Consider the following 20898-nt stretch of genomic DNA (forward strand, 5'->3'; position numbering starts at 1 on the left):
CCATGAGCACTCATCATTCTGAGGACGCCTTCAAACAGGTCATCCCGCCTGTTGCCAAAAAAGAGACTGCCAGCCGCGGCTCCAAAGCTACGGGTAAGACCAAAGTACGCAAAGAAAAGCCACGGCAACAGGTGGCTCTGGGCATTAGCCCACTGAGCAAAATCGGTGGCTACGCCGGTGCCATCATTGCCGCCCTGGTAATCGCCCTGCCCCTCTACTTCGTGGTCATCACTTCGTTGAAGAATCACGCCGATATCTACGCTGACCCTATCAAGTGGGTTCCCAGCGTTTGGGTTCCGCAGAACTTCTCCTACGTCTGGAACACCCTCAACTTCGACCAGTACCTGATGAACTCCATCATCATCACCTCGATTCTGGTGGTCATCAAGGTCTCTCTGGGGGTGCTCAGCGCTTACGCCTTTGCCTTTATAAAATTCCCCGGCGTCAATGCCCTCTTCTTCTTGGTGATTGGCACCTTGATGGTACCCAACGAAATCACCATTATCTCCAACTACGCTCTGGTCTCTCAGCTGGGCTGGCGTGACACTTTCACCGGTATTATCGTGCCCCTGGCCGGCGTTGCTTTCGGCACCTTCCTCATGCGCAACCACTTCCGCTCCCTACCGGCTGAGATTATGGAAGCGGCAACCATGGACGGCGCGGGCTTCTTCAAGACCCTTTTCAAGGTCGTCCTGCCCATGTCCTGGCCTACCCTGATGGCTTTTATCCTCATCACCTCGGTCAATGAATGGAACCAGTACCTCTGGCCCTTCCTCATCTCAGACACCGGGCGTGTGGCACCCCTGCAAATCGGCCTGACCCTGCTTCAAAACAATGAGGGTCTCACCAACTGGGGCCCCGTCATGGCGGGCACCATTCTGGCAACCCTGCCCATGATTCTCGTCTTCCTTCTCCTGCAGCGATCCATGATTAAGGGTCTCACTGCAGGTGCAGTCAAGGGCTAGACCGCCTGCCGCCTGCACCCCTTTAGCCCCCACCCAACAACCCACCTCTTCTTACCTCACAGGAGAACACATGAACATCTCACGCCGTCACATGCTGGGCATCTCAGGCCTAGGTCTCTCTGCCGCCCTACTGAGCGCTTGCGCCGGAACCGGCACTTCCACCTCATCCTCAGGTGGGCAGGAAGCTAGCGGCCCCCTACAATTCTGGTCAAACCACCCCGGTAGCTCCCGCGATGTTGAGCAGAAGCTCATCGACCAGTGGAACGCAGATAACCCCGATGACCAGGTGCAACTCATTGACGCCGGCGCCAACTACGAGGAGCTGGCACAGAAGTTCAACGCAGCTTTATCCGGTGGCCAGCTACCCGATATCGTCGTTGCATCAGACGTTACCTGGTTCAACTTCGCCTTCACCGAGGCAACCACCCCGCTGGACGATATCTGGGAGTCAGAAGGTATCGATACCTCCACCTACGTTGACACCCTGCTAGGCGACTACGTTTACGACGGCAAGCACTACGGCGTACCCTACTCACGCTCAACCTGCCTCATGTACCTGAACACTGACCTGCTAGCTAAAGCTGGTCTGCCCACCGACCGCGGCCCCGAAACCTGGCAGGAATTCGCTGAATGGGCGCCTAAACTTCTAGAAGCTAACGGCGGTAAGGCGGCTCTGTCGATCCCCGACGGGTCAAACTACCTGGACTGGTACTTCCAGGGCATGATGTGGACCTTCGGCGGTCACTACTCCAAGGAATGGGATCCCACCTTCACTGACGAGAAGACAGTAGAAGCAGCTAAGTTCTTACAGGACCAGGTTAAAGCTGGCCACATCGTCATTTCTAAGGACGCCGAAAATGAGTTCGGCATAGGTAACACCGCTGCGACCCTGGCATCCACCGGCTCTCTGGGCGGCATGACCGAAAGCGCCAGCGTCCCTTTCATCACCGCCTTTATGCCCGGCCCTGCGCCCGGATGCCCCACCGGCGGTGCTGGTCTGTCGATCCCCGCAGGCATCTCAGATGAGCGCAAGGCTAAGGCAGCTAAGTTCATTGACTGGTTCACTAACACCGAGAACACCATCGAGTTCACCCAGGCAACCGGCTACATGCCGGTGCGTCAGGACGCCGCCGAACACCCAGACGAGGCAGCTTTCTTGAACGAGAACCCCAACGCCCGCACCGCCATTGAACAGCTGAGCGAAAATACTGCGTCCCAGGATTACGCCCGTGTCTTCGTCAACGGTGGTGGCAAGCGTATCGGTGGAGCACTGGACCGCATCGTTGCAGGTCAGGATGTTACTGAGGTTCTCTCTTCCCTGCAGGAGGAAACCCAGAAGGTCATCGACCGCGACATCAAGCCCCATCTCTAAACCACGCCCGTCAGTACAAGGAAAACCATGGTCGACGTCCAACTTCAGCACATCTCCCGCATCTACGACCCCGCACGCCCTGCCGCTGTGCACCGCGTGAATATTCACGTGCGGGACGGTGAGTTTCTCACCCTTGTTGGGCCTTCGGGCTCCGGCAAATCGACCTGCCTGCGCATGGTCGCCGGTTTGGAACCGGTCAACGAGGGCAGCGTGCTCATTGGCGGTAAGGACGTGACGGAGTTGCGCCCGCGCGACCGGGACGTCGCCATGGTTTTCCAGTCCTACGCCCTCTACCCCAATATGACGGCGCGCCAGAATATGGCTTTTGCGCTGGAGAACGCGGGTATGGCGAAGGACGAAATCAACCGGCGAGTAGAGAACGCTGCGGCCATGCTTGAACTGGAGCCTTTGCTGGACACCAAACCCGCCAATATGTCCGGTGGACAGCGTCAGCGTGTTGCCATGGGGCGAGCTATTGTGCGCGAACCGCAGGTCTTTCTCATGGATGAACCCTTGTCTAACCTGGATGCCCGCCTGCGTGTCTCTACCCGCGCACAGATTGCCGAGATGCAACGCAAACTGGGCGTCACCACTATTTATGTGACCCACGATCAAACCGAAGCGATGACTATGGGCGACCGCGTGGCGGTTCTCAAAGATGGCATCTTGCAGCAGGTTGATGAGCCCATGCACCTCTACCGCCACCCCGGCAACACCTTCGTGGCGGGCTTTATTGGCTCACCGTCGATGGCTCTGATTGAGCAGGTTCCGGTGGTTCCAGGCCCGGTGACCACCGCCAAGATCGCCCCCGGTATTGAGGTGCCAATTCCCGAGGAATTCGTGGGCAAGGTAGGGGAGCAGGTAATCGTTGGTGTTCGCCCCGAACACTGGGATATTGAGGACGACGGCGTGCCGGTTGATGTAACCCACGTGGAACAGCTGGGCGCAGAGTCCTTCGCCTACGTGCGCCCTGCTGGTGAACTTCCCGGCACCCTGCGTACCGGCTCACTGGCAATTCGCCTCTTGGGCAAGCACGAAATCGAAGCGGGCATGCGTATTTCAATCGCGCCGACCCGCTGTACCTTCTTCGATGCAGAAACCGAGATTAACTTCGAGTACCTCTAAGCTACTTGCACCGGGGCGCGGCACACAAGAAGTATCGCGCCTCAGTCTGTTTTCTAGCCAGCCAGAACCGCAAGGGTCTGGTAAGGGGCCAGGGTGACGGTTTCACCCAGTTCGGTCTGCTCGTAGTTGCTGAGCAGCACACTACCGGCAGCGAAAGCCGCGGGAATCTTCACTTCGGTTTCGGTGCCATAGAAGTTGTTGAGAACCAGCAGCCGCTGACCTTCGTGTTCGCGCACAAAAGCGTAGACGCTCTCATGTTCGCGGGCGAAGGGCTCATAGGTTCCCTCGGCAACCAGCGGTATCTCGTGGCGCAGCTGAACCAGACGGCGGTAGAAGGGCAGAATCTGCCCCTCGCGCTCCGCGGCCTCAACATTGATCTCAGCATGGGAAGTGGGGCGTAGCCAGGGCTTCCCCGAGGTGAAACCGGCGTTAGCTCCGGACGTCCACTGCATAGGGGTACGCGAATTATCACGGGACTTCTTAGTGATAATTTCAAAGGCGTCCGCCGGGTGAATGCCCTCATTGCAAAGAATCTTGTAGGCGTTATGGCTCTCAATATCCACGTAGTCATCTATGGATTCATAGACCGGATCGGTCATGCCAATCTCTTCACCCATATAGATAAAAGGGGTGCCGCGAGTTAGATGGGTGACTGCTGCCAGCATCTGGGCGGACTGTACCCGGTAGGTGCCGGCGTCGCCAAAGCGGTTGAGGGCGCGCGGCTGGTCGTGGTTATTGAAGAAGGACGCCTGCCAGCCCCCGCCTGCCTGGATACCCACTGCCCAGTCGGTGAGTAGCTGCTTGAGTTCCATAAAGCGGAAGGGCGTATCTGACCACTTTTGGCCGTCTATGTAGTCCACCTTGAGGTGGTGGAAGCTGAATACCATATCCAGCTCGCGGTTGGCGGGGTTGGTGTAGCGCACGCTGCTCTTGATGGTGGTGGAGGACATTTCACCTACGGTGATTGCGCCCTCCAGGCCGCCGAAGGTTTCCTCGTTCAGTTCCTGCACCCAGGGGTGCACTTGTTCGGTGTCGGTATATAGCAGTTTGTCATTCTCGCCGGGTGCGGCGTCTCGCAGGGTTTTGTCCTTACCAATGACGTTCAGGACGTCGAAGCGGAAACCGCGCACGCCCTTATCAGCCCAGAAGTTGACGACCTTAAAGAGTTCTTGACGAACACGGGGGTTGTGCCAGTTGAGGTCAGCCTGGGTGGTGTCGTAGAGGTGAAGGTAGTAGAGGTCGGTTTCACCAAATTGGCTCCAGGACTTACCACCAAACTTGGATTCCCAGTTGGTGGGTAGTGATCCGTCTGCCTGCAGGGGGCGGAGGTAGAAGAAGTCCTGGTATTCCTTCTCGCCGGCTAGGGCGCGCTGGAACCATTCGTGCTCGGTGGAAACGTGGTTGAGCACCATATCGAACATGACTCCGATGCCCTCCGCCTTGAGGGCCGCAATGAGCTCTTCAACATCGGCCATGCTGCCCATGATGGGATCAATGTTGTAGTAGTCGGCAATGTCGTAGCCGTTGTCATTTTGGGGTGAGATGAAGAAGGGGTTGAACCAGACCATATCTATGCCCAGTGAGGCAATGTAGGGCACTTTTTGGATGATGCCGCGCAGGTCGCCGGTGCCACTACCGGTGGAGTCGTAGAAAGACTTTGGGTAGATCTGGTAGATGACGGCGTTGCGCATGCTCATAAAGTTGACTGCTCTCGTAGACGCCTTTGCTGGCGCAGTGGGTGCATGGTGAAAAAGAAAAGCGTGCCACTAGGACACGCTTCAATCTTACCTGTCAGACAGGTGCGGAGCTAGGCGATAAAAAGTTCCCGGCACTTTATTCAGATTCAGGAATGTTTTGACGGCGATGAGCAAAATCTAGGTAGCGGAACTTGTCAGCTCTGTGCCGTGAGATGGTGTACTGAAAAGCTGTTCCATCTTCTAATACAGTGATTGAGGTAGTGACAGCTACATATTCACCTGCGTGCAGATTGAGGTATTTGGCATCGTTAGGAGTGGCCTGCTCCACCGTAATTTGCTTGGCAGACGAAGCGATGCTGAGGTTCAGCTCCTCTTCAAAATATTGGTAGAGAGAGCCTTCTGCTGCCTTCTGGGGGATGGCAGGAGCGACGCTTTTCGCGATGTAGTCATGATCGATGATTGCGGGGATTCCGTCCATATGGCGTACGCGGATGATGTGGGTTACGGGGATGGAGGTAACCTCTTCTTCGACTGCAAGGGGCTGAAAAGGCACGGGAGGGAGTATGCCTTCTTCAATGGAGATGAGTTCAGTATGAGCGGTTTTGCTGGCAGATTCAGCAAATTCCTTGTAACTGACGAGGGAGGATACCGGGATGGAGTAGCGTTTGTGGTCAACGACCAGTGAGCCCTTGCCCATAATGCGCTGAATGTAGCCGCGGTCGGTAAGAATAGCTAGCGCTTTGCGTGCTGTTTCTCTAGAAACGCCGTACTTTTCGGTCAACATTTTTTCGCTGGGCAGCAGGTCTCCAACTTTATATTTACCTTCATCGATATCACGGGCGAGGTCGTGATAGATGCGTTCAAACTTTCCCATGTGGTTCCCCTAAACAAATGATAGTGAGCAGAAAATGCAAGAGCTGAGTGACCATTTCGCAATTCCTGATGCGTTTTTAATATTTTAGGGGGTGGAGGTAAGGCTAGCGTGAGACTCGCTGATAAGTGTATGGCACGGAATAGCTATCAACGGGCTTCGTGGGCACTGCTTAACTGGCAGGTTGGTCGGGGCCGGGCACAACCAACCTGCCAGCTCTGTGAATATACGTCTTCCTGTTTAGAAGAGACGCTGGGTGGCCAGCGCAGCTCCCTGAGATAGGGATGCCAGTTTAGCTACGGCGATTTCAGGGTGAATGCGCCCGCCCAGCCCGCAGTCGGTGGAGGCTACGACGTTTTCTTTGCCCACTACCGAGGCAAACTGCTCGATACGCTGAGCTACCAGTTCGGGGTGCTCCACCACGTTGGTGGAGTGCGAAACGACACCGGGCACAATGTACTTACCCTCCGGTAGCTCTAGGTTCTTCCAGACCTTCCACTCGTGGGCGTGGCGGGCATTAGCGGCCTCAAAGGTGTAGCCCTGCGCATCAATGGAGAGCATGGTCTCGGCGATGTGCTTGAATTCCAGGTCAGTGGTGTGGGGGCCGTGCCAGGAGCCCCAGCAGAGGTGGAAGCGGGTGAGCTCGGTGGGGATGTCTTCCAGGGCGTAGTTGAGGGCGTCTACTGAGTCCTGAATAAAGGCCAGGTAGTCACTGACACTGGGTTCGGGGTTGATCTGATCCCAGCCCTCTGCGATGGAGGGATCATCAATCTGCAGGGTGAGCCCGGCGTCCGTAATTGCCTTGTACTCCTGCTTGAGCACGTCAGCCCAGGCGAAGAGGAAGTCGCGGTCGGTGGCGTAGTGCTTGTTGCCAATACGGGCTGCAGATCCGGGGGAAAGAGCTGCGATAAAACCTGAGTGCGCCCCGCTACCCTTGAGCGCGCCGGTGAGGTTGCGGACATCGCTGGCGACGTCCTCCTGGCCGATGTAGCTGATAGCGCTAGTGGCGGCAGGAAAGGCATCCACGACTTTGAGATCAACGTCTACCACCTCGTCGTAGGCGCTGAGGAAAGCAGCTCGATCACGGCGGTCAGCAAAACTGGTGTAGCGCAGGTCCCCGGGGGTGGAGCGCACAACTTCAAACGCCGGGTTATCCTCCGTTAGCTCTAGCCCACCGGTGCGGGCAAAGCTATAGGTCCACCAGGCACCGTAATCCACGGTATTTGTCATGGCGTGGCCGTATTCGCCGTCGTTCACAATATCGATGCCCAGCTCTACCTGCCGTGCAACAATTGCGCGGACCTCTTCGGTGAGGATCTGCTGGAAGTCTGCCTCGGGCAGGTCACCTGCCTGGCGGCGGGCGTTTGCCTCACGCAGGCGGTCGGTGCGCGGCAGTGAGCCGACGTGGCTGGTCAAGATACGGTCTGTGTTGATGGGCATTGCTGCTCCTCGGGTTGATCCTACGGCTGTAGCGGCGCTTACCTATGTGAAAGTACCGTATTTCTAGCAAACCCTTTGCCCGCTGCTAACCCCAAGCCCTGAAGCTAAGTCCTTCAATATTTCTCTGTGTCAGGTTTGTGACAGGGGACTTACATAAAACATTCTTGTGGCGTGCGTCGTGAGGCGCCACCCTTAAGAGCAAGCCTCATTAATAAGAGCAAGCCTCATTAATAAGAGCAAGCCTCATTAAACGTCTGTATTGACCCTGACATGATGTAAGGGCACATACTGGGACTATGGCTGAAACCACGAACCTCATGACTATTGGCGAGTTCAGTTCCCTGACACGTCTATCTGTGCGTATGTTGCGGCACTACGACGCTCACGGTGTGCTCGTCCCTGTTCACGTTGATCCCTGGACCGGATACCGCCGCTACGCACCTCACCAGTTGCGGGATGCCGCTGATATTCGGAACCTTCGCGACGTCGGGTTTGGCGTTTCAGCTATTTCAGCTCTTCTCGTTGCCCGCGGTACTCAAACATGGTCAGCTGCGTTGGAACTCCAACGTCAGACCGTTCTTGAAGAGACGCGCGCAGCCCAGGCTCGGCTGGCTCTTATCAACCGCCTTATTGAAGGAGAAATCAGCATGGACATCACCATTGAACGGCGCACTATCGACGCCATGACTATTGTCGCCCTACGTGGCGTTATCCCTACCTACTCAGATGAGCACCTGCTTTGGGAACGCATGATGCCGGAGCTAGACCGTCAAGGAATTAAAGCGGGTGCACCCTGCGGGGTGATCGAACACGATAGGGAGTACACCGAGCGTGATGTGGACCAGGAGATTTTTGTTCCTGTCGCGTTAGGAACACAGGTAGCTACTCCACTGATGATTCATGAGCTCCCTGCTCGCGACTGCCTAGTGGCTAGGTTAGTTGGCCCCTATGAAGGCATCACGCAAGCATATAATCTGCTAGCCGAAAGAATCGCCGAGGACGGGCTTGTGCCTATGGGTGGAGGTTCCCTTGAAGCAAGAAACTTCAGCTTCTATCTCACTACGCCGGATGAGGTTCCCGCCGATCAGCTCGTCACTGAGGTGTGTATCCCTCTGGCCTAACCAGGGTAATACCGGGGTGGGTGGCGGGCAACCGTGACCCGACCCGGGTGCTGCTCATAGAAAAACCCATCACCGTCTAAAACTCCACTATCTGAGAACACCAGGGGGTGCATGTACCCTCACCGGCGCCCCGGCGTAGACTATATACCCAAAGACGACTACCACCAGTTATCAAGGGGAATACAATGCCTGAACTGCGCTCGCGAACATCAACTCACGGCAGGAACATGGCAGGTGCCCGCGCGCTCTGGCGTGCTACCGGCATGGGCGATGACGATTTCGGCAAGCCCATCATTGCTATCGCCAACTCCTACACCCAGTTCGTGCCTGGACACGTCCACCTCAAAAACATGGGTGACCTGGTCGCTGGTGCCATTCAAGAAGCTGGCGGCGTCGCCAAGGAATTCAACACCATCGCGGTGGACGACGGCATCGCCATGGGTCACGACGGCATGCTTTATTCCCTGCCCTCCCGCGACCTGATTGCGGATTCCGTGGAGTACATGGTCAACGCTCACCGTGCGGATGCCCTGGTCTGCATCTCTAACTGCGACAAGATCACCCCCGGCATGCTGCTGGCAGCCATGCGCCTGAACATCCCCACCATCTTTGTTTCCGGCGGTCCCATGGAATCCGGCGAAGGCATTGAGGGCGTTGTTGAACACCGCCTGGACCTGGTCGATGCCATGTCGATGGCGGTCGACGAGTCCGTCACCGATGAACAGCTTGCCCAGATTGAAAAGAATGCCTGCCCTACCTGCGGTTCCTGCGCCGGTATGTTTACCGCCAACTCCATGAACTGCCTGAACGAGGCAATCGGTCTTGCCCTGCCCGGTAACGGCACCACTCTGGCAACCCAGATTGCCCGTAAGCAGCTCTTCCTGGATGCTGGCGCCTCCATCGTCGATCTGGCAAAGCGCTACTACGAGCAGGACGACGAGAGCGTACTGCCCCGCTCCATTGCCACCAAAGAGGCTTTTGAGAACGCTATGGCACTGGACGTGGCTATGGGCGGCTCCACCAACACCGTGCTGCACATCCTGGCGATTGCTAACGAGGCTGAGGTTGATTTCACCCTGCAGGATATCGACGATATTTCCCGCCGAGTTCCCTGCCTTGCCAAGGTAGCCCCCAACTCCACCAAGTACCACATCGAACATGTGCACCGCGCCGGCGGCATCCCTGCCCTGCTAGGTGAGCTCAACCGTGCCGGGTTGCTCAAGCAAAACGTTCATTCGGTTCACGCAGATAACCTGGACACCTGGCTGGGGGAGTGGGACGTCCGCTCCGGCTCTGCGTCTGACCGTGCCAAGGAACTCTTCCGCGCAGCCCCCGGCGGCGTGCGCACCACCCAGGCGTTCTCTACCGCTAACCAGTACGAATCCTTGGAAACCGACGCCGAGAACGGCTGCATCCGCAGCGTTGAGCACGCTTACACCAAGGACGGTGGCCTGGCAGTTCTGCGCGGCAACATCGCCCTAGACGGTGCGATTATCAAGAGCGCTGGTATCGACGAGGAGCTCTTTCACTTCAAGGGCCGTGCCTTTGTGGTCGAGTCCCAGGACGAGGCCGTCTTCGAAATTCTCTCGAAGAACGTCAAAGAGGGCGACATCGTCGTCATCCAGTACGAGGGCCCCCGCGGTGGCCCCGGTATGCAGGAAATGCTTTACCCCACCTCCTACCTCAAGGGTCTGGGGCTGGGTAAGACCTGCGCGCTGATTACTGACGGCCGTTTCTCCGGTGGTACGTCGGGTATCTCCATCGGTCACGTCTCGCCCGAGGCAGCAGCCGGTGGTGCTATTGCCCTGATTGAGACCGGTGACGAAATCGAGATCAACGTGCACGAGCGTCTGCTGCAGGTTAATGTGCCCGACGAGGTGCTGGAAGCCCGCCGCGCCGCCAAAGGCCCCCTCCCCTGGGCGCCCACTAAGCCTCGCGAACGTCAGGTCTCTAAGGCCTTGCGTGCCTACGCCATGATGGCGTCCTCAGCCGATAAGGGTGGCGTGCGCGTCCTCCCCGAGGGCTACTAGAAGGCTTAGGCTTCCTAGCTCATCATCTATAAGGCGCCCGCCGCAGCAGTGATGTTGCGGCGGGCGTCCTTATTCTGATGGTACAAAGTGAACCTGCTGTGTTGCGTCCACCCGCTGGGCACGCCCTTCCATACCGAGTCCTGCCAGAAATTTTAAGAACGGCCGGGAAATTTAGTGAGGCTACTTCCCAAAGTTCTGTCATGAATGTAATCTGGCTAACTATGAACCTGTGACTTGAAACCCTCACTACGAGAAAAAGGGATGTCATGTCACAAAAGACACCACAACAGATTGCGTCTGACGACGCATTCGCCCACGAGGAAGCTGGCCTACACCAGGGCCTTGGCCGCCGCCAGCTTCAAATGATTGCCATGGGTAGCGCCATCGGCACCGGCCTATTTTTGGGTGCGGGCTCGCGTCTTGAATCTGCTGGCCCCTCCCTCTTCATTCTTTACGCTATTTGCGGTTTCTTCGGCTACCTCATTCTGCGTGCCCTAGGTGAGCTCATCGTTCACCGCCCATCATCCGGCTCTTTCGTGTCCTACTCCCGCGAGTTCTACGGTGAGAAAGCGGCCTATGTTTCGGGTTGGCTTTACTGGCTCAACTGGGCAATGACTCTGGTGGCAGATGCTACCGCCGTGGCGATATATATTCTCTGGTTCGGTCAGTACAGCGAGTTTATTGCCGGGCTGGACCAGTGGGTTATTGCCCTCTTCGTGGTTGCCTTTGTGCTCTTCTTCAACATGCTCTCGGTCAAGGTCTTTGGTGAGCTGGAATTCTGGTTCTCCCTCATCAAAATCGGCGCACTGGTCATCTTCATGATCGTGGGTATCTACATGGTTATTTTTGGTACTCCCACCGGCACCCCCACTGGCTTCTCGCTCATTATGGATAACGGGGGGCTGCTACCCAACGGCGTGCTACCTGCCCTCATTGTGGTGCAGGGTGTGGTCTTTGCTTATGCCGGTATTGAGCTGGTTGGTACCACTTCGGGCGAAACTCAGGATGCCCGCAAGGTCATCCCTCAGGCCATCAACACCGTGATTCTGCGTATCGCTGTTTTCTACGTTGGTTCTGTCCTCTTGCTCTGCCTGCTGCTGCCCTACACTGCTTACTCCGCAGGTGTCTCGCCCTTCGTTACCTTCTTTGGTTCTATTGGGGTGGACTACGCGGCTCCTATCATGCAGCTGGTCGTTATTACCGCAGCGCTTTCCTCCCTTAACGCTGGGCTTTACTCCACCGGCCGCATCATGTATTCCATGGCTCAGGCTGGTTCTGCCCCTGCATTTGCCGGCAAACTAACGAAGAGTGGCGTACCTTTCGGGGGAATCGTTATAACCGCTTTTGTTGCAGTCGCTGGCGTCTTCCTCAACTTTGTGGTCCCCGAGAACGCTTTTGAAATTGTGCTCAACATGGGTGCCCTGGGTACCATGGCGGGCTGGGCAGCTATCACCCTATCCCACATGAAATTCATCAAATTGACTAAGCAAGGCAAGTATGTGCGCCCGGACTACCGTGCCCCCTTCTCACCGGTGAGTGACTAGCTCGTCCTCGTCTTCTTGGCTGCTGTACTTGTACTGATGGCTATTGATTACCCGGTAGGTACCTGGACGCTGGGTACCTTCGTGCTGATGATCCCCATCCTGATCATTGGGTGGTTCCTGGTTCGTAAGCGAGTCAACGAAATCGCCCGGGTGCGCGAGGGCTACACCGGTAACTTCCCCGTGGTCGCCCACGTCCCTTCGGCTGATGCCTACCTGGAACGTCAGCGTGGGGCCGTGAACATCCATCAGGATCTCCCTCAGGGAGACTCTGAACAGCGCGACGAGCGCTAGCTACCGTCAAGAAGGGCGGGCACTCTTTCACGAGTGCCCGCCCTTTTAGCGCGTGGGAAGCTTGGTCATTAGCTACCTGCTGATAGTGCGTAACAGCAGGCTAGATTCGGTGTTGACTACACCCTTAACTGAACGAATGTGGTGCAAGACCCGGTCAAAATCCGGTAAATCACGGCAGGCAATTTCAAGGACCAAGTCCCAGTGACCGTTTGTGGTGTGCAGGGCTGTTACCTCGGGGATGCCACGCACATCCGCAATGGCTTGGCTGGAGTTCTTACGTTCAACAACCACCATAGAGATGGCACGTACACCCTGCTCTAGGGCATCTGAAGCGGTACGCACCGTGTAACCCACGATGATTCCCTCTGTTTCCAGCTGTTCCATCTTCTTGGTTACCGTTGCGCGCGTAACACCAAGTTTCTCAGCGAGCTGCGAAACTGGTGCTCTGCCGTTAGAGCGCAGCTCGGTGAGCAGTCGATGTTCTAGGTCGCTTAAGGATCTCATGTACATAATGCTAACCCTGTATATACAATCTGCTCTTCACCCTACAAAAAATGTACATTTTTGATGTACCGGTGGTAGGTAAAGCGGAGTATCGTTATCGCAGTCACAGGTTTATGTTTATTTCCGTTCAAACTCAAGGAGGAGTTTTCTAGAATGGTTCAGTTTGTTAACGTCACCAACATGGCTCGTTGGATTCAGCGCGAGAGCGTTGAAAAAATCATCGGCACCATGATTGACTACCTAGAACGCGACTTCAAGCGCTGGGAAAAGTTCGACAAAATTGCTCGCGTCGCCAGCCACACCCCCTTCGGTGTTATCGAGTTGATGCCCACTTCAGACGGCGAAGAGTATTCCTTCAAATACGTCAACGGGCACCCTTCAAACCCTGCTCGCGGCTTTCAGACCGTCACCGCTTACGGCATGCTGGCGGACGTTGATAACGGTTACCCCACCTTCATCTCAGAAATGACTCTGCTGACCGCCCTGCGCACCGCAGCTACCTCAGCCATGGTCGCTAAGAAACTGGCCCGCCCCAACTCGCGCACCATGGCCATGATTGGCGCCGGCTCACAGTCCGAGTTCCAGGCACTGGGCTTCCGCGCCGCCATGGGCATCGAAGACCTCGTCATCTTCGATACCGATCCCGAAGCGATGGAGAAGTTCCGCCGCAACATGGAGCCCCTGGGCTTCCGCATCCGCCTTACATCCTCAGTGGACGAGGCAGTAGAGGGCGCAGACATCATCACCACCTGCACCGCTGATAAAGCGCAGAACACCATCCTGGCCCGCCACCACGTCAAGCCTGGCGTGCACCTTAACGCTGTAGGTGGCGACTGCCCCGGCAAGACCGAGTTGGATGAGCAGATTGTGCGCGATTCCACCGTCTTCGTTGAATTCCCGCCCCAGACCCGTATCGAGGGTGAGATTCAGCAGGTTGAAGAGGACTTCCCCGTGGTGGAGTTCTGGAAGGTTCTGACCGGTGAGGAGCCTGGCCGCCGCTCAGCCGAAGAGATTACCCTCTTCGATTCGGTTGGCTTCGCTATTGCTGACTTTGCAGCCTTGCGATGTGTGCGCGACTTGACCGCTGGCACCGAACTGCAGGACTCCATTGAGCTTATTGCTGACCCTCAGGACCCCAAAGACCTCTTCTCCCTGGTTGGCTCTCTCAAACCCATCAGCTAATAGGGCTCGCTCAACGCTAAGGACGCCCGCCGCAACAGTGACGTTGCGGCGGGCGTCCTTATTTTTGATGGCAGAAAGTGAACCCACTGGGCACACCCTGACCTGCCCCGCTGCTTTTACTCTGTTCCTCTAGCCTGTTGGCTAATCGTCGACGGGGTGGTATAGCTTTAAAGCGTAAGTAAAACAAAGATAGACACCCCCACCGGAGGTGAATAATGTGGAAATTACACCGGCACAAATCAAAAAGTGCGAGCTGACTTGGGAGCCCCCGGATTATACGAGCTCCTACCCCGCAGGGTTTACTGAACAGGGCGTAGCCGTTATTGCGGTCATCATGGATCAGGTACGCGCGGCAGGGGACTGCCATGTTGGGCTGACCACTCTTATTTATATATCGCGTGAGAACGGTGACCGTGAGGTTATTGAGTGCGAGCCGATTGCTGAATCGTTGACGCACTCGCTGATGACTCCCTGCGATGAGGTGCATACCGATATGCTGGGCCGCGCTATTTTAGCGGCGATCCAGGTGATTCCGGCTGAGTACAAGACCAATCTGATGACAGCGGCAGCGGATAAGCATTACCTTAAACTGCTCTTTCGCAAGCTCCCCGTTTTCAAGAGTTTCTTGGAATACCGCTCTTTAGATAAGGTGATGAACCCCTACGAGGTCCACTCACTAGGGGAGATTCATGTGAAGCTCATCGGCACTCAAGCGGGTGAGCTGATGCCTCACCTCATGGACGAAGCCTCACGCCTAGCTCACGGCGAGCTGGAGAAGCACACTGCCCCCCTGCCCGTCGAGAAACTGATGGAGTACAGCGTTTTCACTGACTGTTCATTCAGGGCGACCAACAATAAGCGCTACCTCAAAGGTGGGCGTATGGGTATAGGCGGTGTGAGTGAAGACGGCTTCTTCTTTCACTCTCATTACGATGCCACCAATATTATGACCGGTGAGCTTTCTGCCATGCTGGCTGCCTTCAACATCTTTTACCACGGTGGTCGACAGCTGATTATTCACACTGACTCGCTGGGCGCCCTGACCTTTGTGTTGCGGCTAGCTCATAACCGCTGGTGCTATAACCAGTGGGTTACTGAAGGCGTGCAGAATCAGCAGGTCATTGATGAGATGCAGAAACTCACTGAGGCAATCCGCGAGCGCCGAGTTCTGGTGAAGCATATCCCTGGACATGCCGGTCACGGTTTGCAGGAGTCTTCTGATTCGGTCTCTAAGATGCACCGCCACTTTCCGGGGCAGATTGTTGATAAGACCAATGTAGGGGAGTTCAATAAGCGCTGTGAGTCTATAATTACCGCGCTGTCTGGCTGTGAGAAGGCACTGCGCCTACCCTGCCCTGACTGGGTGCAGATTAAGGCCTCCAGTGTGCACGCTAAGAACAGGCTCTGGAAGTAACCGAACCCAAGAAAAGTAAGGACGCCGCGCCCGGCCTGGGTGCGGCGTCCTACCATGAGTTTTATGAGGGTTTAATTTGCCATAAGGTGGATTGCAATGATGAACAGGGTGAGCAAGAAACCTACGCTGTAGTTAATCCACAGAAAATGGCGCCAGCCTCGATTGGTTTTCATAGACGTGTCGTCGGTGATGTGTATAAAGGGTGCTGCCATCGCAATGTAGGGAGTGACTAGAACAGCGAGAAGGCTGATGGGCCAGCCCGCGAGGAGTAACAAAAGCCCGCTGAGGGCCCAGAAGCTTATGGCGAGGCGTACCGTGGTGCAGGCACCGAGCACGGTGGCGATAGAGCTGAGCCCCGCTGCACGGTCTGGGACGATATCTTGCACTGCCCCAAAAGCGTGAGCTGCCATGCCCCAAGCTAAGAAACTCACCATGATGAATATAAGTGAGGCAGACCAGGGGGTGCCAGTCAAGAAGACGGCATAGACGGCTGGGCCCACGAAGTGGATGCTAGAAGTCAAGGAGTCTAAAAATGCACGTTCTTTGGTGCGTAAGGGAGGCATGGAATAGCCCACCACGTCGAGCATTAGTAGGGCTAGGAAAAGGCCAGCTACTAGCGGTGACCCCCACCAAAGATAGAGGAGGAAGGGTAGGGAACACAGACCGCAGGCCAGCAAGACTGCCCGGTGACTTTCAGGAGGAAGCAGAGCTCCCTCGACCCCTCCTTTGCGGGGATTAGCGAGGTCTGAAGCGTAATCGAAGACGTCATTAACCCCGTACATAACCAGATTGTAGGGCACGAGGAAGAAAAAGGTGCCAACCACTAGCGTGAGATCAACGGAACCGGTCAAGAGGTAGTAGGTCAGAGCGAAAGGGTATGCAGTGTTCACCCAACTAATGGGGCGTGAGGCAACGAAGAGCCGCTGGAACAGAGGTAATACTGCCACCGCTAGCTCGCTTTCTGTGGGGGTCTCTGGCGAGCGAATCTTTTATTGAGAACCTCGAACCACATAGGCAACACCATAGCGGTGAAGATGGGGTAGCTAAAATCTTCCAGTGGCACGAGCCCTAGTGTGATATTGGAGAAGTTCTCTTCAGGGTATCGACATAGATCAACAGCGATCATGATGTTATCGAAGATCAAGGTAAGGGTCAGCATCACCAACAATGTGAGAGCCATAGCCGCCAACGGTAAACGCTGAGACTGACGGCGCAGAACCACGGCTCCGAGTAGGGTGAGGGCAACCGCTAGCCCGACGACGATTAATGCCAGCTGGCTATAGGGGCTCACACCTGCACCTCGCTGGCTGAATCGTTAGGAGCTAAGCCTTCTTGACCTCGTCGAGTTTCTGCCCATCTGTTGAGCAGCCCATAAATGACCAAGGTGCAGTAACTCAGAAAAGCCAGAAAAATAGGCTCTTCAAGGGGTATATGCGGGGTGAGCCAGATACCCAGAAGATAAGGGGACTCACCCCGAACAAAAATAGCGTGCTCTATGGCATAAAAGTCGACGATGATGAGGGCAACCACCCCAAAACCTACCATCAGCACGGTACTAAGGGCCCTCCGGAAGAGCGCCACCTTAAACCGGGCATCCAGAATCACCATGCCAGCGATGGAGCCTAAAAGTGCTAAGAGATAGAGCCAATTCATAGGCTCTTCAACGCCTTCATGCTTTTATCACCCATCATTTCTTTGACCACTAGCTCAGCACTAATTAGACACATGGGTACCCCAATTCCGGGGATCGTAGATGAGCCGGCAAAGAGCAGGTTCTTTACCTTCTTGGACCTATTGCTAGCCCGGAAAACCGCGCTCTGGGTGAGGATGTGAGAAGGCCCCAAAGCGGTGCCTTTCCATGCCCCCAGTTCTTGCTGAAAATCTGCAGGTGACACGGTACGGCGTACCACTATACGCTCAGCCAAGTCAGGAATATCAGCCCACTCTGCTACCTGCTCAATGGCTCGGTCTACAAAGCGTTCAATCTGCTCGTCTCCGGTGCCATCTTCACCACCGTGGCCGAATTCTGGACGCGCAGCCACGGGAATTAGTACAAATAAGTTCTCATAACCGTCAGGGGCAACTGACGCATCAGAAGCGCTGGGCTTACCGATATAAATTGATGGGGTTTCAGGTAACGTGTTGCCTTCAAGCTCAGCAAAGCCTTTTTCCCAGTCATCAGCAAAAAAGAGGGTGTGGTGTGCCAGCTCTGGAAGCTCCCCTTCAACACCCAGCATCGCGAGCACCGCTCCAGGTCCACTGTCTGCCTTAGCCCACCAGCGCTCGCTATGATCGCGGTTTTCTTTTTCAAGAAGCTGATGTTCCACAAAGTGTAGGTCACACGCTGCTACCACGGTATCTCCGTAGATACGATGGCTCTCACCTGAGCTGTCGATATATTCAACACCCCTGGCTACGCCCTCGTCCACCAGTATCTTATGGGCATCAGCGCCGGTAATGATAGTTGCCCCGGACTGGCGGGCTAGAGTCTCGACGCTCTCTACCACGCGATTGAATCCACCCTGTGGGTAGAGAACCCCTGCATTTACATCCAGATGCGTCATCAGGTGGTACATAGCGGGGGTTTTTAGGGGTGAGCCACCTAAAAACACAGCTGGGTAGCCCAGCACACGGCGCATCCGTGGGTCTGCTGTATGCGCCTGAATCTTCTGATCCAGTGAGCGGCTGAGCAGTCCCACCAGATGAGGGAGCCGACGCAGGACGCTGGGGTGAACCAAATCCTTAGCGGAACGGAAAGATCCGTAGAGAAAACGCTTCAAAGCGATGTTGTAGGTATCGCGGGCTGATTCTACGTAAGCTGTGATTCCCTCCCTGTGCTCGGGGTCTAAGGCCACGAGCGACTCAAATGCTCCAGTGGTTCCTGCTAAATCAAAGGGCTCTTGCTGGCCCTCGAAGTAGGCGCGGTAACCTGGGTCAAGGCGGCTGAGGTCCAACTGCTCAGAGGTGCTGCTGCCCATCAACTCGTAAAAATGGTCAAAAACTTCGGGCATTAGATACCAGGAAGGGCCTGTGTCGAACCTGAACCCCTGTTTTTCCCAGGAACCTGCCCGTCCTCCCGTGGTTTTTTTCTTTTCAAGAAGAGTGACGGTGTGCCCCTGACGTCCTAACAGGGCGGCCGCCGCCAAACCAGAAATACCTGCACCAATAATGACAATTTGCTTCATAGCGTTGCTTTCGATAGTGGCATCAGTTCTTTGCCAATTAGCCGTAATTTTGTCGGGGTGGAAAGAGAGAAACGGCGACGTTCAATATCACGAACGGAGGCCGCTTGAAGCTGTTCAAGCAGGTGCTTGTAGAGAGCGGTGGCGCTACGGACAGCGTACCGGGCGCGGCGTGGCAGAGCGTCGATACCGGAGCGTGCATGCGCTAAATCCTGCTCGATATCGGCGATGATCACCCCCAAGGAGTCTTCATTAAGTTTGCCCTCCACGTGAGGAAAATAGTTCCGCCCCAAGCGAGTTGAATCATCAGCGTAGTCCCGTAAGAAATTTATTTTCTGAAAGGCCGCACCCAATGCCCGTGCCGCCCCCTCAAGTTCCTGCCGCTGAGGAGGGGGGCAGGGGTTATCTTTAAGAAAAATGCAGAGACACATCAGGCCGATAACCTCAGCTGAACCGTAAATATAGCGGTGGTACTGCTCATCGGTGTCGAAGTTGACCTCATCAAGATCCATGCGCATGGATTCAAAAAAGGGCCGGGTTAAGTCAGCTGTGATGCCGCAGGCACGAGCCTCTCTCGCGAAGGCATGCACCACCAGATTGCTACTGAAACCGGTAGACAGGGCAAACTCGACCTCGCGTTCTAACACGTCCAAAGCCTGACGCTGTTGGTCTACGGTGAGCCCGGCATCAGCAGCAGTGCCATCAACAATTTCATCGGCAACTCTCACCAGTGCGTAAATGCACGCGATAGAAGCGCGCATTGCCGACGGGTAAATGAGACTCGCCAGCCTAAAGGAGCTAGAGTAAACCCCAATCACCGGGTAGCTACTACGCCGCGCGGCTAAGGAGTAAAGGCCCAGACGGTCAGTGTGATTCATGAGAGACGACCCCCTAGAGTGGTGGTAAAGGCTAGAAGATGTTCTTGCAGAGCGGGGGGAAACTGTGCCTGTCGAATTTCCTGTGAACATGATCAGACGGACGTCTTCCGATGCATCATCGTCCGCAAATCCTCAAGGGTCGGGGTTCTAATACCCAGCCCATACGCCAAATCTAGCTGTTCCCCACTCGCTGCATGCTGCACGCTCTCCTCAAAAACAGATAGCAAGTGCTCTCTCACCTCGAAAGGGGCGTCGATTAAGGCCATAAGCTTGTAGGCAAGGGAAATCAGCAGATCCCCTCCTAGCAGAGCGTTAGCCTCACCCCAGCGCTGAGCGATATTAGATGGGTGGTTTTCATGCAGGGCGGCATCCCGAAAAACCTGAATAGAGTTGGGGTAACCGCGGCGCTCAAGATCCTGATCAACAATGTCATCGTGCATGAGCAGAGCGATGTGCAATAGTTCTAGCGCAGCAGCGCTTTTTAGTGCGGCGTCATGAGCGATTCCATCGTACGCGTCAAATACGGTGAGAAGCAGGGTGGGGCGAACTCGTTTACCTGATGCGCTGAGCGTTGCAATACTCAACCATAATTGCTCATAGAGCGGCCCCATAGAGACCGCTGATTGAGTATTTAACTCAACAAGCTGGGAAAGGTAGTTTTCAAATGACTGCTGGGTTTTTACCGGTGGAGCTAGCACTGTTAGCCCTTTTCTGCAGTGGAGTTTGAATAGAGTCCCATCAGAGGCGCCTGTAAGGTGAGCCAGGGGCTAAAGGCCCAAGGGGTTGCGGTAAGACTAGTCCTAAGGTCAGATGGAGAAACCCAACGGTACTCTAGAACCTCAGCTGGGTGCGGGGTCAAACCACCGTTCAAATGTGCGGTAAAGACCGGGCATACTTCGTTTTCAACCACACCGCTGGCATCTACGGCACGATATCTGAAATCAGGTAATTCGATGCTTACCTTCTCTAGCGTGGCACCGAGCTCCCCCCGTGCGTGGCGTGTTAGTGCGTCTGTGATACTTTCGCCGGGCGTGGGGTGACCGCAGAAAGAATTGGTCCATACCCCGGGCCAGGTTTTTTTGCTCAAGGCCCGGCGGGTAATCAGAACTTCCCCGTTCCCGTTGAGCACATGACACGAGAATGCAAGATGTAGGGGCGTTTCAGCTGTGTGCACCATATTTTTGGGCGCGACGCCCACAGGCTGACCCTGCTCGTCGACTAGCACGACGTCCATAAGTTCATATCCTCCCAGGAGCAATTATCAGAAGACTACTTGTTTTTG

At 55.6% G+C, this 20898-nt stretch carries 18 protein-coding genes and 1 pseudogene; 8 read left to right on the plus strand and 11 right to left on the minus strand.

The window, feature by feature from the left end:
* Positions 1-2: 2 nt before the first annotated feature.
* The 3 genes from L6990_RS06290 to L6990_RS06300 all read left to right on the plus strand — a co-directional run bounded on the left by L6990_RS06290 (position 3) and on the right by L6990_RS06300 (position 3462).
* The gene (locus tag L6990_RS06290) at positions 3-965 is read left to right on the plus strand and encodes a carbohydrate ABC transporter permease (protein ID WP_237203228.1); all 963 of its coding nucleotides are present in this window, start codon (positions 3-5) and stop codon (positions 963-965) included.
* A gap of 70 nt (positions 966-1035) precedes the next feature.
* A complete protein-coding gene (locus L6990_RS06295; RefSeq protein WP_237203229.1) occupies positions 1036-2337 on the plus strand; it encodes an ABC transporter substrate-binding protein in 1302 nt (433 codons plus the stop codon).
* Positions 2338-2364: 27 nt separating this feature from the next.
* On the plus strand, positions 2365-3462 hold the full coding sequence (locus tag L6990_RS06300) for an ABC transporter ATP-binding protein (RefSeq protein ID WP_237203230.1): 1098 nt from the start codon (positions 2365-2367) through the stop codon (positions 3460-3462).
* A gap of 53 nt (positions 3463-3515) precedes the next feature.
* On the opposite strand, the gene treC is transcribed toward L6990_RS06300, so the two are convergent.
* The 3 genes from treC to L6990_RS06315 all read right to left on the minus strand — a co-directional run bounded on the left by treC (position 3516) and on the right by L6990_RS06315 (position 7470).
* Positions 3516-5159, minus strand: a complete 1644-nt coding sequence (gene treC / locus L6990_RS06305) for an alpha,alpha-phosphotrehalase (protein ID WP_237203231.1) — start codon at positions 5157-5159, stop codon at positions 3516-3518.
* 136 nt (positions 5160-5295) lie between these two features.
* The gene (gene treR, locus L6990_RS06310) at positions 5296-6033 is read right to left on the minus strand and encodes a trehalose operon repressor (protein WP_237203232.1); all 738 of its coding nucleotides are present in this window, start codon (positions 6031-6033) and stop codon (positions 5296-5298) included.
* Between the two features lie 237 nt (positions 6034-6270).
* On the minus strand, positions 6271-7470 hold the full coding sequence (locus L6990_RS06315; RefSeq protein ID WP_237203233.1) for a cobalamin-independent methionine synthase II family protein: 1200 nt from the start codon (positions 7468-7470) through the stop codon (positions 6271-6273).
* Between the two features lie 296 nt (positions 7471-7766).
* On the opposite strand from L6990_RS06315, the gene L6990_RS06320 reads away from it, so the two are divergent.
* From L6990_RS06320 to L6990_RS06330, 3 genes and pseudogenes are all read left to right on the plus strand, one after another.
* Positions 7767-8591 carry a MerR family transcriptional regulator gene (locus L6990_RS06320; protein ID WP_237203234.1) on the plus strand — a complete coding sequence of 275 codons (825 nt, stop codon included), beginning with the start codon at positions 7767-7769 and terminating at the stop codon, positions 8589-8591.
* Positions 8592-8776: 185 nt separating this feature from the next.
* Positions 8777-10621 (plus strand): dihydroxy-acid dehydratase, encoded by a 1845-nt coding sequence (gene ilvD, locus L6990_RS06325; protein WP_237203235.1) that lies wholly within the window; start codon positions 8777-8779, stop codon positions 10619-10621.
* 266 nt (positions 10622-10887) lie between these two features.
* A pseudogene (locus tag L6990_RS06330) lies at positions 10888-12456 on the plus strand (amino acid permease).
* 72 nt (positions 12457-12528) lie between these two features.
* Here L6990_RS06330 and L6990_RS06335 read toward each other — a convergent pair.
* Positions 12529-12960 carry an Lrp/AsnC family transcriptional regulator gene (locus L6990_RS06335; RefSeq protein WP_237203236.1) on the minus strand — a complete coding sequence of 144 codons (432 nt, stop codon included), beginning with the start codon at positions 12958-12960 and terminating at the stop codon, positions 12529-12531.
* A 153-nt stretch (positions 12961-13113) separates the two neighbouring features.
* Here L6990_RS06335 and L6990_RS06340 point away from each other — a divergent pair, with 153 nt between their 5' ends.
* Entirely contained in the window at positions 13114-14142 is a 1029-nt protein-coding gene (locus tag L6990_RS06340; RefSeq protein ID WP_237203237.1) for an ornithine cyclodeaminase, read from the plus strand.
* A 217-nt stretch (positions 14143-14359) separates the two neighbouring features.
* The gene (locus L6990_RS06345; RefSeq protein WP_237203238.1) at positions 14360-15556 is read left to right on the plus strand and encodes an RNase H family protein; all 1197 of its coding nucleotides are present in this window, start codon (positions 14360-14362) and stop codon (positions 15554-15556) included.
* Between the two features lie 71 nt (positions 15557-15627).
* Here the strand turns inward: L6990_RS06345 and L6990_RS06350 are convergent, their stop codons facing one another.
* The 7 genes from L6990_RS06350 to idi all read right to left on the minus strand — a co-directional run bounded on the left by L6990_RS06350 (position 15628) and on the right by idi (position 20850).
* Positions 15628-16503 carry a prenyltransferase gene (locus tag L6990_RS06350; protein ID WP_237203239.1) on the minus strand — a complete coding sequence of 292 codons (876 nt, stop codon included), beginning with the start codon at positions 16501-16503 and terminating at the stop codon, positions 15628-15630.
* Between the two features lie 2 nt (positions 16504-16505).
* On the minus strand, positions 16506-16847 hold the full coding sequence (locus L6990_RS06355) for a lycopene cyclase domain-containing protein (RefSeq protein ID WP_237203240.1): 342 nt from the start codon (positions 16845-16847) through the stop codon (positions 16506-16508).
* Positions 16844-17209 carry a lycopene cyclase domain-containing protein gene (locus tag L6990_RS06360; protein ID WP_237203241.1) on the minus strand — a complete coding sequence of 122 codons (366 nt, stop codon included), beginning with the start codon at positions 17207-17209 and terminating at the stop codon, positions 16844-16846. Before L6990_RS06360 ends, L6990_RS06355 begins: the two co-directional genes overlap by 4 nt.
* The gene (gene crtI, locus L6990_RS06365; protein ID WP_237203242.1) at positions 17206-18741 is read right to left on the minus strand and encodes a phytoene desaturase family protein; all 1536 of its coding nucleotides are present in this window, start codon (positions 18739-18741) and stop codon (positions 17206-17208) included. Before crtI ends, L6990_RS06360 begins: the two co-directional genes overlap by 4 nt.
* Positions 18738-19616: a phytoene/squalene synthase family protein gene (locus L6990_RS06370; RefSeq protein ID WP_237203243.1), complete on the minus strand. Its 879-nt coding sequence runs from the start codon at positions 19614-19616 to the stop codon at positions 18738-18740. Before L6990_RS06370 ends, crtI begins: the two co-directional genes overlap by 4 nt.
* A 92-nt stretch (positions 19617-19708) precedes the next feature.
* Complete coding sequence (locus L6990_RS06375) at positions 19709-20200, minus strand: polyprenyl synthetase family protein (RefSeq protein WP_237203244.1); 492 nt, start codon at positions 20198-20200, stop codon at positions 19709-19711.
* A 116-nt stretch (positions 20201-20316) separates the two neighbouring features.
* A complete protein-coding gene (gene idi / locus L6990_RS06380; protein ID WP_237203245.1) occupies positions 20317-20850 on the minus strand; it encodes an isopentenyl-diphosphate Delta-isomerase in 534 nt (177 codons plus the stop codon).
* Positions 20851-20898: the final 48 nt, after the last annotated feature.

This window comes from Rothia endophytica, from assembly GCF_928381505.1.
Classification (GTDB): domain Bacteria; phylum Actinomycetota; class Actinomycetes; order Actinomycetales; family Micrococcaceae; genus Rothia; species Rothia endophytica_A.

Coding starts and splice junctions, on each gene's coding strand:
- L6990_RS06320 (WP_237203234.1), top strand. CDS start 7,767: ATGGCTGAAACCACGAACCTCATGACTATTGGCGAGTTCAGTTCCCTG.
- L6990_RS06335 (WP_237203236.1), bottom strand. CDS start 12,960: ATGAGATCCTTAAGCGACCTAGAACATCGACTGCTCACCGAGCTGCGC.
- L6990_RS06360 (WP_237203241.1), bottom strand. CDS start 17,209: ATGAATTGGCTCTATCTCTTAGCACTTTTAGGCTCCATCGCTGGCATG.
- L6990_RS06300 (WP_237203230.1), top strand. CDS start 2,365: ATGGTCGACGTCCAACTTCAGCACATCTCCCGCATCTACGACCCCGCA.
- ilvD (WP_237203235.1), top strand. CDS start 8,777: ATGCCTGAACTGCGCTCGCGAACATCAACTCACGGCAGGAACATGGCA.
- idi (WP_237203245.1), bottom strand. CDS start 20,850: ATGGACGTCGTGCTAGTCGACGAGCAGGGTCAGCCTGTGGGCGTCGCG.
- L6990_RS06290 (WP_237203228.1), top strand. CDS start 3: ATGAGCACTCATCATTCTGAGGACGCCTTCAAACAGGTCATCCCGCCT.
- L6990_RS06295 (WP_237203229.1), top strand. CDS start 1,036: ATGAACATCTCACGCCGTCACATGCTGGGCATCTCAGGCCTAGGTCTC.
- L6990_RS06370 (WP_237203243.1), bottom strand. CDS start 19,616: ATGAATCACACTGACCGTCTGGGCCTTTACTCCTTAGCCGCGCGGCGT.
- treR (WP_237203232.1), bottom strand. CDS start 6,033: ATGGGAAAGTTTGAACGCATCTATCACGACCTCGCCCGTGATATCGAT.
- L6990_RS06340 (WP_237203237.1), top strand. CDS start 13,114: ATGGTTCAGTTTGTTAACGTCACCAACATGGCTCGTTGGATTCAGCGC.
- L6990_RS06315 (WP_237203233.1), bottom strand. CDS start 7,470: ATGCCCATCAACACAGACCGTATCTTGACCAGCCACGTCGGCTCACTG.
- treC (WP_237203231.1), bottom strand. CDS start 5,159: ATGAGCATGCGCAACGCCGTCATCTACCAGATCTACCCAAAGTCTTTC.
- crtI (WP_237203242.1), bottom strand. CDS start 18,741: ATGAAGCAAATTGTCATTATTGGTGCAGGTATTTCTGGTTTGGCGGCG.